Source organism: Citrobacter werkmanii, assembly GCF_008693645.1.
GTDB lineage: Bacteria > Pseudomonadota > Gammaproteobacteria > Enterobacterales > Enterobacteriaceae > Citrobacter > Citrobacter werkmanii.
This window is the reverse complement of the sequence record NZ_CP044101.1, coordinates 2,279,155-2,291,908: the sequence shown is the minus strand read 5'-3', so window position 1 is coordinate 2,291,908 and position 12,754 is coordinate 2,279,155. Positions and strand designations below refer to the sequence as shown.

The window sequence follows — 12,754 nt, the reverse complement described above, 5'->3', positions numbered from 1 at the left end:
CTGGTTTTTCATCTTTGGCATGCTTTATGCTTTAACAACCCGTCACTACGACACATCGTAGCCCGTGATATCTATTCACGTGGCTTCGTCTACAATTCGCGCTATTTCAGCATTTAACAGGTCTGTTATTGATGAAAAAAATCACCAGTGTATGCCCATACTGTGGGGCCGGGTGCAAGCTCAAGCTTGTTGTTGAAAATAACAAAATCATCCGCGCCGAAGCCGCTGAGGGTGTAACGAACCAAAATCAGTTATGCCTGAAAGGCTATTATGGTTGGGACTTTCTGAACGACACCCGCCTTCTGACTCCCCGTCTGACTCGCCCGATGATCCGTTATGAAAAAGGTGGAAAATTCACTCCCGTTAGCTGGGATGAGGCCATTCGTTACACCGCTAAACGCTTATCTGAAATCAAAAATACCTATGGTCCTCGCGCCATCATGACGACAGGTTCCTCCCGGGGAACAGGCAATGAGACCAACTACGTGATGCAAAAATTCGCCCGTGGGGTGCTCAACACCAACAATGTCGACTGCTGTGCCCGTGTCTGTCACGGCCCTTCCGTTGCGGGTCTACAGGAAACGCTGGGCAATGGCGCAATGAGCAACTCCATCAGCGACATTGAAAACTCAAAATGCCTGCTCATCTTTGGTTATAACTGCGCGGACTCACACCCCATAGTGGCCCGTCGGGTGATTAAAGCTCGTCAGAACGGCGCGAAAATCATTGTTTGCGACCCTCGCCGTATTGAAACCGCCCGTATCGCCGATCAGCATTTGCAGTTAAAAAATGGCTGCAACATGGCGCTGGTCAACGCTTTTGGCCATGTGCTTATTGAAGAGCAGCTTTACGATCGCGAGTACGTGCATAAACATGCCGAAGGTCTGGAAACATACTGGGAAACCGTTAAGGACTATGCCCCTGAAGCCGTAGAACATTTAACCGGCATCCCTGCACAACAGGTTCGTCAGGCGATGCGTACATTTGCCGCGGCGCCATCGGCAACCGTGATGTGGGGGATGGGCGTCACGCAGTTTGGCCAGGCCGTTGATGTGGTGCGTGGACTGTCGAGCCTGGCCTTACTGACCGGGAATCTGGGACGTCCAAACGTCGGCGTTGGCCCGGTACGCGGGCAAAATAACGTGCAGGGCGCATGTGATATGGGCGTACTGCCTAACCAGTTTCCGGGGTATCAGGACGTGACCGATTTTGCCGTCAGGGAGAAATTCGCCACCGCCTGGGGGATTGACGTTACTCAGATGGATGACAAGGTCGGAACGCGCATCACCGAAGTTCCGCATCTGGCGATTGAGGGCAAAATAAAAGCCTACTACATCATGGGTGAGGATCCGCTGCAAACCGAGGCTGATTTGGGGCTGGTCCGGGAAGGATTTAACGCGCTCGATTTTATCGTCGTGCAGGATATCTTCATGACCAAAACGGCAGAGATGGCCGACGTCCTGTTGCCTGCAACATCATGGGGCGAACACGGTGGTGTCTTTACCTGCGCCGATCGTGGCTTCCAGCGTTTTGAGAAAGCGATTGAACCCTACGGGGATGTTAAACGTGACTGGGAAATTATCAGTCTGTTGGCCAGCGAAATGGGCTATCCGATGCAGTATCAAAATAATCAGCAAATCTGGGATGAGATGCGCGAACTGTGCCCGCTATTCTATGGCGTGACCTATGAAAAAATGGGTGAGATGGGCCATGTTCAGTGGCCTTGTCCGGATCTCGATCACCCGGGCACACCGTATCTTTACGCACACAGCCAGTTTGATACCGCGAATGGCAAAGGCAAACTGTTTGCCGCTCCGTGGCGCGCTCCTGCTGAAGTCCCTGATGAGAACTATCCGCTGGTGTTGTGTACCGTGCGCGAGGTCGGACACTACTCCTGCCGCTCCATGACCGGCAACTGCGCGGCATTACAGGCGCTGGCTGATGAGCCAGGGTATGTTCAAATCAACACCGATGATGCAGAAAAACTGGGTATCCGTCATCGTGACCTGGTGTGGGTAAGCTCGCGCCGAGGCAAGGTCATCAGCCGTGCGGATGTATCTGAGCGTATTAATGCCGGCACAGTGTATATGACCTATCAATGGTGGATTGGCGCGTGTAATGAGTTAACACAGGATAACCTTGATCCGATCTCGAAAACGCCGGAAACCAAATATTGTGCTGTCAAAATTGAGCACATTACCGATCAGGGATGGGCGGAGAAGTATGCCGCACAAACGTACAGCGAAATGAAATCACGCTTGTGTGAGGCCATTGCGTAAATTATCGCCCTGACCGCCTGAGTCTGGCCTTCCAGACTCAGGCCTTTTCCAACTACTTCGCCAGATGCGGTTCACTGAAGCAAATAGCGGCAGACTCATGCTGTTTATCCCGCTGCATAAAACCGAGGTTCATCAGAAACAATCCCACCATAAACGGCAGTTCGTACAATTCTTCAATCAAATCGCCGTAACTGGCGTTATGCAAAAAGACAGGCGCCAGCAGGCGATGATGCTCCACTGTATCGGAAATCAAAAATGCGCAGACGGTAATCGCCAGTAGCCACAGCGGTAGGGGTTCATTACGCAAGCGCCGGGCAATATCCTGGCGTAAGTGCTTCGACAGCAGGACCGGCAGAATAATCATCGCAATTAACACGACTGAGATAGCTCTGAACAGCAGTTTAGGATGCTCCGGGAAGTAATCACGGCCCCAACTGGTGCTTCGGCCCAGTAATACCAGCCACCATACCGCCGCCCAAAGCCAAAATTGCTTCTCGCCTGCAGGACGCGATAAAGGCCGGATGTAGCAGAAAGTAAATACAGCACCAAACAATAACCATAGCGCCTGGCCATTTTCAATCCATGTGACAACCGCGCCATTGAGCAGAGGAAGATGCCAGTTTGCGGTGAACGGGATCGCGACGAGGACCAGTCCAAGAATGAATGCGGATAATGTAAGTCGGGTATTCAATTTCATAAGCGCGAAGTTCTGTATTGTTACTATTTCACGATCATAACCCCTATGAATGTTCAACTATTAGCAAACGATGCGAATTTCTTAAGGTATTCTTAAGAAATCTTTTTCCGGACTGCGATCTATCCGACGCAAATAAAAAACCGCCCTGCGTTATCAAAATGCAGTGCGGTTTTCAAGTTAAGAATCAATCAGTTCAAGCGGTATCAGAAGTGAAAGCACTACCATCCGCAGACTTCATGCTCATTCTCGGTATCGTATGAACGGACGGTATTGACCAGGTCTTTGACCACTTCTGCCGCGACATCCGGAACCAATAATGTCATCGGCGCTTCGGTCTCGTAATCAACAGACACACCGTTGCTGTTATTGGTTACTGTGACGGTATAGGTTGCTTTGCCCATGATTTACTCCTTGCCAGTGCGCACGACTTTTCGTTGATTTGCACTCTCCATCAGTACTTCCGGGGCAACGAAAAAATCGATATTAAAGTAAGTATCGTCGGTCATCACTTCGATGTTATGCCATTTTTCCGGCGGAAAAACGCCAAACTGACCGGCCTCAATAACCATCACCTCTACTGGCTCTGGGCTGTGTTCATCTGCGTAGCCGAGATATTTGACCGCCCCCTGCATAACTGACAGTCGAGGATAAACCCCGGCACGGGTGCCTTTATCAAGGTGGCGTTCGAAAATTCCGGCAGGTGCAGTTTGTTTGTTCCAGAACGGAGTTGAGCGTGTATGGATATGATTCTGTGGAATTTGAAGCATTTTTCTTCCCTTTTCCAGTCGACAACCAGCGAGTCATATTGAACCGCTGCTGTGTACAGAGTACGCCTCAAAATATACATTTAAAATACCATTTATTGGTTATAACCATTAGCTGATATGTGTGGGGAAGAAAAGCTTAAAATTGAAGCCCGCCACATTCAGCGGGCCAATGATTACGACTGAAGCGTCGCCAGACGGGCAGCAAAACCAACGAAAATCAGACCGATAAGGGAGTTACCCACCTTAGCCAACTTCTTCTTGGTACGAATGTACTGGGTCACAAACGCGCCGGAAAAAATAAGGAAACTCAGGTAGAAAAAGCTCACTATCTCAAGCGTTATAGCCAGAATAAAGAATGACAGCCCTGAGTGCGGCGCATTGACATCAATGAACTGCACGAAGAACGAAACATAAAACAGAATTGCTTTCGGATTAGTCAGGCTCAGAATTAAGGCGCGCTTAAAAATGGCGCCAAACGGGACTTCCTCAGCCGCGGCGTCGCTTGCCTTTGATTTCAGTGTGGCGTACAGGATCTTCGCACCGAGATACAGCAGATAAAAAGCGCCGAGATAACGAACGATATTAAATAAAACAGGCGTGGTTTTGATCAAGGCGGCAACACCGGCATAGGCCAAAAACATCAACACAGCATCACCGATAAACACACCGCTTGCGGCGAGATAACCGCCCTTCACTCCCCGACCAACGCTATTCTTCAACACAAATATCGTATTTGGCCCGGGAACCAGCACGATAAAAATAGCCCCCACCAGATATGTCCAGTAATTCAGAACTCCATACTCTGCAAACACGTTAACCTCTTCCTGAAAAAACACATGCACTTGCTGCAAGACAATATGCTAACGAATGCGCAAGGGGATGGAAAGAGAAGGTTGTTAATTAAAATACCCGCCACCGGCGGCGGGTATGTGCCGTTAACTTAGGCCGGATTAATGGTGCAGCATCTCATCCACCACCTCTTCGCCTTTCAACTGATAAGGATAGTAGGTAGGCCAGTTCTCCATTTCTTCGAGCAAGGCTGCCTGCGAGGTATTTCCCATAAAAATATGGAAGTGGCTTGACTTGCGCGGAGCAATGATATGATCGCTGAACTGGACGTATTTAGGCGCTTTGCTATCAGCAGCTTTACACTCAAACAAATAACGTACACCTTTCTTGCCTGATTTATAGTGCAAGATTTTATATCCGGCATAATCGTATTTGCATGATGTAACCTGATTACCGGTATGAAATTCCATCACACCATTTTCAATGCCGATGGTGTCTACGTTAGTTGCATAGCCTTGACGGTAATAATCTTTAATCTGTTCTGCCGTTTTGCTTTTATCTTTCTCCGCTTTCTTTTTGAATACCGGATCAAGTTCGCCACTGACCAGATACGGATAGACAGATTGCCACATGCCATCCCAGTCAGTCAGCGCTCTGTTCTGTACCTGATCATCATCAAACACGCCTTCTGACGCCTTTTGTTCTGTTTCACTCATCGGAACACCATGGGAATGGTGACCGTGAGCCAAAACCTGACCACTGACCAAAATCATCCCCAGAGCGATTGCCAGTTTTTTAAAATGAATAGCCAAAATTTCACCCTCAAATCGTTTGCGAGTGAAATGTTATAATATAACATAACCATTTAATCAACGTCGTAACTTACCGGAACGGGGAAAATCACGGCGTGGGTAGCGCCCGCGTGCAGATCTGATCAAGCAGCGCCTGCTGATGGCTGATAATCAGCATGCCTAACGATCGACGCTGGCACTCTTCGAGCAGCAGCCCCCAGATATCTCTTTGAATGGAAGGATCGAGCTGGGCGGTAATCTCATCGGCAATAAGAAAACGGGTCCGCGGGTCCAGCGCGCGAAGTATGGCGATTCGCGCCAGTTCACCACCAGAAAGCTGTCCGGGGCGACGGGTTAGCCACTCCGGCTTGATATGCAGACGGGTAAGGATTTCCGCGTCGGGCCGCCAGGCGTCATGAACCGCATCGCCGGTGCTACGCCGTGGGTTAAAAGTTAATTCCGGATGCTGCGGTACCAGTTGCACCGGGCAATATTGATGCATCGGTAGCGGCTGGTCATCGATAAGAATGTCGCCCGAGGTCGGCTTTTGCCAGCCCGCCAGCACACGTCCCAACGTCGTTTTGCCGGTTCCGCTGGGCGCACAAATCCCAATACGTTCACCGGGGTGCAATGCGAAAGAAAGGTTTTGCCACAGCACCTTCCCTCCCTGGCGAATCACGACATCACGACAGCACAGCATCGCGCACTCCAAATAATTGATTTCTTTCAGGCAGAGCCCGCCATTGACGTTGCAAATGCTCGCTAATTTCCCCGCGCAACAGCTGTTCACGACTAACGTTATCCGACACGCTTCCCTGATACAGCGCGACGATGCGATCCGCATGCTGGGCCGCCAGCGTGAGATCGTGCGTCACCCATAAAACACCAGCCCCTTGCTCACATAAACCACGCAACTGCTCAAGCAGTTGATTAGCCAATGGCGCATCAAGCCAGGCGGTAATTTCGTCAGCCAGAATATAGCGGGCCTGACTCAGCGACGCGTGACAGGCCAGAACACGTTTCGCCATACCGCCTGAAAGCTGACGCGGGAAGGCATCTAATACGCTGGTTTCCAGTTGACTACGCTGGAGCAATTTTTCTATTTTTCCGGCATTCCAGGTTTGGCCGGAGAGCTGACTTGCTCTGCGCAAATGCTTTTCAATTGAGAGCAGCGGGTTCAGGGCCTGAACGCCTTGCGGGACATAGCTGAAGGTATTGCCCCGACATTCGCGGATGTCATGACTGTTCAGCATTTTGCCATCAAGGGTTATGGCGCCGTGCAGACGCAAATTTTCCGGTAACAGATCGAGCAGACATTGCAGGAGCAGACTTTTCCCTTCACCACTTCCCCCAACTAAGGCCACCATCTGGCCGGGCGCAACGTCGAAAGAGATATTCTGCAACATCGGAGACCATTTTCTCGCCCCGAACCAACGATAACGCGCCACGTCCAGCGAGACCTGTCTTAAACTCAACATATGTCACCTCGCAACCATAAACGATGCACTGCCCTCGCGAGCTGATCGAATAACATCACCAGGCTGAATAACATCAGCCCCGGAAACAGCACTAACCACCAGTCCCCATGACTGATAAACCTCAGCGCATCCGCCAGCAGCAGCCCCAGCGACGGTTCATGCGGCGCCAGTCCAAACCCGAGGAAACTCAACGCCGCACTATGCAGCACCGCATGAGGGAACATCAGCAATGTCCCCGTGAGCCATTGGGGTAACAATGCCGGTAAATAGTGATGTCGCCAGCAGTAAAAATGACCATGTCCCAGACGCCATGTCAGCGTCAGATAATCGCTATGGGCAACACGTTCGGCCTCTGCACGCAGAATCAGTGCGAGGCGCGGCCAGTGGGTTAGCGCCACTGCCATGATCACCCCACTTTTCCCACCGCCCAGCGTAAAACAAATCAAAATAAGCAGCAGCAGATGCGGCATCGACAGCATGGCATCAGTTATCAGACGCATAAGCACGTCCAGACGTGGATGCAGGCGCGACAACGCCGCCATCATTAACGCAATGAAGCCGCTGCACAAGGCTGCGCCGATACCAATTTGCAGACTGGTTAACGCCCCCTGAAAGCAACGCACCCACAGATCGCGACCGAGGTTATCGGTGCCAAACCAGTACAGCGCATCAGGGGGCAGATGACGGGCAAGCAGATTCACATTCAACGGGTTATCCAGCGTGGCCGCGCCATAAATCGCAATGAATAGCAGACAACTAAAAGAGAGCACCAGACGAATAAGCGTCGGCGTCGGATTATAGAGCATCGGGTCGCTCCAGAGCACGGTTCAACACGTGAACAAACCAGGTAGAAAGTGAATTGCCAATAAAAACCAGCACGGTGCTAAACAAGACGATCCCCATCAGTAACGGTAGATCGCCCCGCAAGCCGGCATCAATGGTCGCCTGCCCAAGTCCGGGATAAGCAAAGACCTTTTCTGCCAGCAGCGCGCCCCCCAACAGTTCTCCCAGCGAGGCGAACTGCAGGCACAGCGCGGGCGTGATAGCGTGGCGCAGAACCTGATGGCGTAACAGTGACCAACCTTTGTCGCCCTGAGAGCGCGCAAAACGGACAAATTCGCTCTTCATTACGCTGGCGATACTTTCCCGCGTATGAAGCGTAATCTGCCCCAACCCCAGTAGACTTAGCGCGCAAACGGGAAGCACCAGATGGCGCAGACGCTCGGTTAGTGTCGCCATATCGCTGTTGTTGCCCGGCTCCCACGCACAGCAGACCGGGAATACCGGCCAACGAACGGCAAATAACGCCAGCAGCAGCATGCCAATCCAGAAGGTCGGTAACGAGGAAAGCAGATAGCTGAGGCGACAAATTGCTTTATCCGGCCAGCGATTCAGGTAGCGTCCGGCGACAAATCCCATTGCCGTCCCCACTATACCGGAGAGCAGCCATGCGCCGCTAAGCAGCGCAAACGAGGTAGCAAAGCGCTCCTTGATCACGCTGGCAACCGGCGCATTAAACAACATCGAGTAGCCGAGATCGCCCTGCAATACCCGTATAAACCAGTTACCAAAACGCTCCCACAGCGGCTGATCCAATCCCCAGCGAGCGGCGATACGTGCATATTGTTCCGGTGGCACGTGCAGGAGATCGTTGCCAATATAAGCACGAATCGGATCGACCGGAGAAAAGCTGAGCAGCACAAAAGTGCCAGCCGCAACCAGCACTAATAACACCATCAGCCGGAGAAAATGGCCCACTACAGACTTCATCAACGGCAGGTCCAGGTCCATTCATCCAGATTATTGAGCAGTGACCAGCTCCCGTGAATTTCCGGTGCGCCTTTGCCTAAGTCAATACATGGATTTGCCAGGTAAGTGTGCTGAATATTCAATAACCATGCCCATGCGGCATCGCCCTGTACACCAGCGCCTTGCTTGCCATCCCACTCAACCTGTTGCCAGAAAGGCAGCGCTTTTTGCCAGTCCGGTGCATCAATAGCCTGTTTGAGATGCTCTTCAACGACAGAATTACTGTAGTAACCGGGGTTGTAATACTCCACGCCCGCAGCCTGATTGCTGTAATGATGGAACAGCTCCATGGGATCCAGGCTTCCCCAGCCAAACAGCGTCGGGTTGGCATGCATATGACGCTCAACGGTTTCCCAGCTTCCGGATTGCAATGATACCTGGATACCCACAGGCTCCAGCATCGCACGTACAGCTTCAGCTAAATCCCGGCGCGTACTGTCACCGCTGGCATACCATAAAGTCAGGCGTGCCTCTTTGCCATCTTTCACTCGTACACCGTCTTTACCCACTTTCCAGCCGGCGTCTTCCAGAATCGTCCGTGCTTTTTCGCTGTCGCCATCTTTGAACGCGACTGACTGCCCCTGCCATGGCAGGCCCTGTACCGCGCTATAGGCGGGGATCGCATGACCTTCCATAACCTGATCGGCGAGCTGCTTACGATCAATGGCGTAATTGATGGCGCGTCTGATCGCGACATCGGCTGTAATATCGTTACCAATCGGATAACCATTGGCGTCTTTTTTACCTGCAGGAATCATTGGGAACACAATGCCCCGATTCTCCACGCTGTCACGCACCCACAGTTTCAAATTCTGCTGCTGAGGGGCGACCGCCATCGAAGGCGCAATACGTACTAATCCCAGTTGCCCACTGCGTGCTGCGGCATAAGCGTTATCTTCATCAAGGAAAACAAACACCAGCTTACTGAAATCATTTTTCTTACCGGCATACCAGGGATTAGCCTCCACAATCAGCTGCTGCCCAGGCTGGAAACTCACCAACCGATAAGGACCTGCGCCAATCGGATGTTTGGCGAATGTTTTTTCGTTATAAAGCTTTGCCGGAACAATCCCTAAAGATCCCAGCACATTCACAAAGGTGCTCTGCGGGCTGCTCAGCGTCACTTCGACCGTGCGGTTATCTTTCAAACTGGCATGAGCGAAGTTCCCCATGTCAATTTTTCCACCACTTTTTGCTGCTTTGTTATAAGTGAACACAACATCTTCAGCGGTTAGCGGCGACCCATCAGAAAATTTAAGGTCAGGTTTTAACGTCAGCGTCCAGGTTTTGCCGTCAGCACTGGTCACCACCTTCTCCGTCAGCAGGTTTCCCCAGCTCATATCTGCATTTTGTTTTAATAACGGCGCATGCAAAAGCAAATAGCTGCCATGACTCCAGCCCAACATTGGGTCAAACCCTTCCGTTGGCTCCGGTCCAATCGCCAGTTTTAACGTCTGACCTGCGCCCGCATTCTGCGCGGCGAGGAGTGGTGAGGTTAATGCGAGAGTTAATGCACACGTCAGGAGTGCCAGCTTGCCTTTGATCATTATTTTATCCAGATTTGCGTTATGTTTATGCCGCTTAACGATGCATCGTCGTTAAGCAGTCTCCTGGGAAAGGGATTATGGCGAAGAGAATTGGCGAAAAAAATGATGCGGCGCAGAAAAGTATGACGATTTTCTAAAATTATCATACTTTTTTCTGATACTCCGTTATGAGTACGATGTGAACCCCAGAAATTGTTTAAAATTCAACCATTCATTCAATAACATATTAATTCAATTCTAATAATTACCATTAAGACTATTGTCTTAACCGCCATTCCCTTACGCTAAATCAATGACAATTTATGTATATTTATTCAAGAAAAACACCAGAAATGACAAGTTATGTAAATCCATAATGATAATTATTTGTATTATCATTTTCATCAATTATCTTACTGCCTTTGAATTTTAACAAAGGAAGTTTGACTATGCGTTTAAAACCGATTGCCTCTGTCGTTCTGTCCTGTATGGGTTTTACCAGCCCCCTGGTTTTTGCCGAAGATGTCATGGTAGTCACCGCCTCCGGTTACGAAAAGAAAATTACCAATGCAGCAGCCAGTGTTTCCGTGATTTCGCAGCAAGAGTTACAAACCAATAAATATAATGATTTAGGTGAAGCCCTGCGTTCAGTAGAGGGCGTGGATGTCGAAAGCAGCACCGGTAAAACCGGTGGTCTGGAGATCAGCATCCGTGGCATGCCTGCGAGCTATACCCTGATACTGATTGACGGTATTCGTCAAAACGGCAGCAGCGATGTAACGCCAAACGGCTTCTCTGCCATGAATACCAGCTTTATGCCCCCGCTGGCGGCAATCGATCATATCGAAGTGATCCGCGGCCCAATGTCGACGCTGTATGGCTCCGACGCAATCGGTGGCGTGGTGAACATCATTACCAAAAAAAGTACCGATAAATGGAGCACCTCCATCAATACCGGCGTTAACCTGCAAGAGAGTAATAAATGGGGTAACAGTACGGTGGCCAACTTTTGGTCCAGCGGTCCGTTAATCGCAGGCGTGCTGGATATGCAGGTTCGCGGGAGCACAACGCAGCGCCAGGGCTCAAGCGTCACCTCTTTGAGCGATACCGCCTCTACTCGCGTACCCTATCCAACTGAATCTGAGAACTATAATATCGGCACGCGCCTGGACTGGAAAACCAATGAGAACAACACGTTGTGGTTAGATCTCGACTCTGCCAGACAGCGCTATGACAATGACGATGGACAGTTGGGCAACCTGACGGGAGGTTATGATAAAACGCTGCGCTATGAGCGCAACAAAGTGACTCTCGGCCACGATACCGCTTTAACGTTCGGCACCTGGAAATCTTCCCTCGGCTGGAATGAAACCGAGAACAAAGGCCGACAACTGGTCTCCTCCGCGCTCACGCCGGAAAATGCGGGCCGAGCCGGTGATGCGCGAGAACTGAAGAACACTAACGTCATTCTGGACTCGGTGCTACTGACGCCATTAGGTGACTCACACCTGTTAACTCTTGGTGGAGAATACTGGGATGCGCGAATGAAAGACGGTGTCGTACTGGCCAATACCGGCGAGACGTTCCACCAAAAAACGTGGGCTGCCTATGCGGAAGATGAATGGCATATTCTAGACTCACTGGCGTTAACCGCAGGTACACGTTATGAACATAATGATGTCTTTGGCGGCCACCTGAGTCCTCGCGCCTATATGGTTTGGGATGTCTCCGATGAGTGGACGCTCAAAGGCGGTGTCACTACAGGTTATAAAGCGCCCTCACTCAGCCAGTTGCATAACGGCATTAGCGGCGTAACTGCGCAAGGAACCGTTAATACTGTCGGTAACCCTGACCTCAAGCCGGAAGAAAGTATCAGCTACGAAACCGGGCTATATTATGAAAACGAGGCCGGACTGAACGCCAACGTTACCGGCTTCTATACCGAATATAAAAATAAAATTGTCTCGTATTCTATCGATGATAATACCAACAGCTATACCAATAGCGGTAAGGCAAGGACCGATGGTATTGAATTCGCCAGCACCTTCCCTCTCTGGTCGGACGTACTGAGTTTATCTCTTAACTATACCTACACACAGAGCAAGCAAAAAGATGGTGATAATAAAGGCGCACCGTTGAGCTATACCCCCAAACATATGGCTAACGCCCGCCTGAACTGGCAGGCTACAGAAGATATGAACGCCTGGTTGAGCGCCCGTTATCGCGGTAAGGCGCCACGCTTTACCGAAAATTACGAGAACCTCAGCGCGGTACAAAAGGCGGTGTATGACGACAAAGGCGCGAATTTAAAAGCCTGGACCGTTCTCGATATGGGAATGTCTTATAAGCTGACCAAAGACCTGACGCTGAATACGGCAATCAATAACGTACTGGATAAAGACTTCAGCGAAGTTAAACTGTATCAGGTTGGTCGCAATAGCACCTACGCAGGTGACTACTATCAGACTGCACAATCCACTACCGGCTACGTAAATCCGGGTCGTAACTACTGGGTTTCGTTAAACTATCAGTTCTAATTTTAAAATGTTTTATTGGCAGGACTATCTCTGATAGTCCTGCCAATATGCAACTGATATCATCCTCGCGTATATGAATTA

At 50.5% G+C, this 12,754-nt stretch carries 12 protein-coding genes; 2 read left to right on the top strand and 10 right to left on the bottom strand.

Translation table 11 applies throughout. The annotated features are described in order from the left end of the window. Positions 1 to 131: 131 nt before the first annotated feature. Complete coding sequence (fdhF, locus tag FOB24_RS11635; protein ID WP_150344942.1) at positions 132 to 2,279, top strand: formate dehydrogenase subunit alpha; 2,148 nt, start codon at positions 132 to 134, stop codon at positions 2,277 to 2,279. 52 nt (positions 2,280 to 2,331) lie between these two features. Here fdhF and FOB24_RS11630 read toward each other — a convergent pair whose 3' ends face one another. The 10 genes from FOB24_RS11630 to FOB24_RS11585 all read right to left on the bottom strand — a co-directional run bounded on the left by FOB24_RS11630 (position 2,332) and on the right by FOB24_RS11585 (position 10,157). Then, complete coding sequence (locus FOB24_RS11630; RefSeq protein WP_085049529.1) at positions 2,332 to 2,976, bottom strand: hypothetical protein; 645 nt, start codon at positions 2,974 to 2,976, stop codon at positions 2,332 to 2,334. A 218-nt stretch (positions 2,977 to 3,194) separates the two neighbouring features. Beyond that, on the bottom strand, positions 3,195 to 3,377 hold the full coding sequence (locus tag FOB24_RS11625; RefSeq protein ID WP_003832433.1) for a DUF1869 domain-containing protein: 183 nt from the start codon (positions 3,375 to 3,377) through the stop codon (positions 3,195 to 3,197). 3 nt (positions 3,378 to 3,380) lie between these two features. Further along, on the bottom strand, positions 3,381 to 3,743 hold the full coding sequence (yeaR, locus tag FOB24_RS11620; protein ID WP_038640001.1) for a DUF1971 domain-containing protein YeaR: 363 nt from the start codon (positions 3,741 to 3,743) through the stop codon (positions 3,381 to 3,383). A 173-nt stretch (positions 3,744 to 3,916) separates the two neighbouring features. Beyond that, positions 3,917 to 4,555 (bottom strand): leucine efflux protein LeuE, encoded by a 639-nt coding sequence (gene leuE, locus FOB24_RS11615; RefSeq protein ID WP_032940118.1) that lies wholly within the window; start codon positions 4,553 to 4,555, stop codon positions 3,917 to 3,919. A gap of 138 nt (positions 4,556 to 4,693) precedes the next feature. Beyond that, the gene (zinT, locus tag FOB24_RS11610) at positions 4,694 to 5,305 is read right to left on the bottom strand and encodes a metal-binding protein ZinT (protein WP_233593786.1); all 612 of its coding nucleotides are present in this window, start codon (positions 5,303 to 5,305) and stop codon (positions 4,694 to 4,696) included. 127 nt (positions 5,306 to 5,432) lie between these two features. Beyond that, positions 5,433 to 6,023, bottom strand: a complete 591-nt coding sequence (locus FOB24_RS11605) for an ATP-binding cassette domain-containing protein (RefSeq protein WP_150344941.1) — start codon at positions 6,021 to 6,023, stop codon at positions 5,433 to 5,435. Next, complete coding sequence (locus FOB24_RS11600) at positions 6,007 to 6,801, bottom strand: ATP-binding cassette domain-containing protein (RefSeq protein ID WP_087857710.1); 795 nt, start codon at positions 6,799 to 6,801, stop codon at positions 6,007 to 6,009. Before FOB24_RS11600 ends, FOB24_RS11605 begins: the two co-directional genes overlap by 17 nt. Further along, positions 6,795 to 7,607, bottom strand: a complete 813-nt coding sequence (locus tag FOB24_RS11595) for an ABC transporter permease (RefSeq protein WP_150344940.1) — start codon at positions 7,605 to 7,607, stop codon at positions 6,795 to 6,797. The genes FOB24_RS11600 and FOB24_RS11595 overlap by 7 nt, the downstream gene beginning before the upstream one ends. Next, positions 7,597 to 8,571, bottom strand: coding sequence for an ABC transporter permease (locus tag FOB24_RS11590; RefSeq protein WP_085049564.1), 975 nt, complete (start codon positions 8,569 to 8,571; stop codon positions 7,597 to 7,599). The genes FOB24_RS11595 and FOB24_RS11590 overlap by 11 nt, the downstream gene beginning before the upstream one ends. Then, positions 8,571 to 10,157: an ABC transporter substrate-binding protein gene (locus FOB24_RS11585; protein ID WP_087857711.1), complete on the bottom strand. Its 1,587-nt coding sequence runs from the start codon at positions 10,155 to 10,157 to the stop codon at positions 8,571 to 8,573. Before FOB24_RS11585 ends, FOB24_RS11590 begins: the two co-directional genes overlap by 1 nt. 428 nt (positions 10,158 to 10,585) lie before the next feature. On the opposite strand from FOB24_RS11585, the gene FOB24_RS11580 reads away from it, so the two are divergent. Further along, positions 10,586 to 12,673, top strand: a complete 2,088-nt coding sequence (locus FOB24_RS11580; protein ID WP_150344939.1) for a TonB-dependent receptor — start codon at positions 10,586 to 10,588, stop codon at positions 12,671 to 12,673. Positions 12,674 to 12,754 lie beyond the last annotated feature (81 nt).

Coding starts and splice junctions, on each gene's coding strand:
- fdhF (WP_150344942.1), top strand. CDS start 132: ATGAAAAAAATCACCAGTGTATGCCCATACTGTGGGGCCGGGTGCAAG.
- FOB24_RS11630 (WP_085049529.1), bottom strand. CDS start 2,976: ATGAAATTGAATACCCGACTTACATTATCCGCATTCATTCTTGGACTG.
- FOB24_RS11625 (WP_003832433.1), bottom strand. CDS start 3,377: ATGGGCAAAGCAACCTATACCGTCACAGTAACCAATAACAGCAACGGT.
- yeaR (WP_038640001.1), bottom strand. CDS start 3,743: ATGCTTCAAATTCCACAGAATCATATCCATACACGCTCAACTCCGTTC.
- zinT (WP_233593786.1), bottom strand. CDS start 5,305: ATGATTTTGGTCAGTGGTCAGGTTTTGGCTCACGGTCACCATTCCCAT.
- FOB24_RS11605 (WP_150344941.1), bottom strand. CDS start 6,023: ATGCTGTGCTGTCGTGATGTCGTGATTCGCCAGGGAGGGAAGGTGCTG.
- FOB24_RS11600 (WP_087857710.1), bottom strand. CDS start 6,801: ATGTTGAGTTTAAGACAGGTCTCGCTGGACGTGGCGCGTTATCGTTGG.
- FOB24_RS11595 (WP_150344940.1), bottom strand. CDS start 7,607: ATGCTCTATAATCCGACGCCGACGCTTATTCGTCTGGTGCTCTCTTTT.
- FOB24_RS11590 (WP_085049564.1), bottom strand. CDS start 8,571: ATGAAGTCTGTAGTGGGCCATTTTCTCCGGCTGATGGTGTTATTAGTG.
- FOB24_RS11585 (WP_087857711.1), bottom strand. CDS start 10,157: ATGATCAAAGGCAAGCTGGCACTCCTGACGTGTGCATTAACTCTCGCA.
- FOB24_RS11580 (WP_150344939.1), top strand. CDS start 10,586: ATGCGTTTAAAACCGATTGCCTCTGTCGTTCTGTCCTGTATGGGTTTT.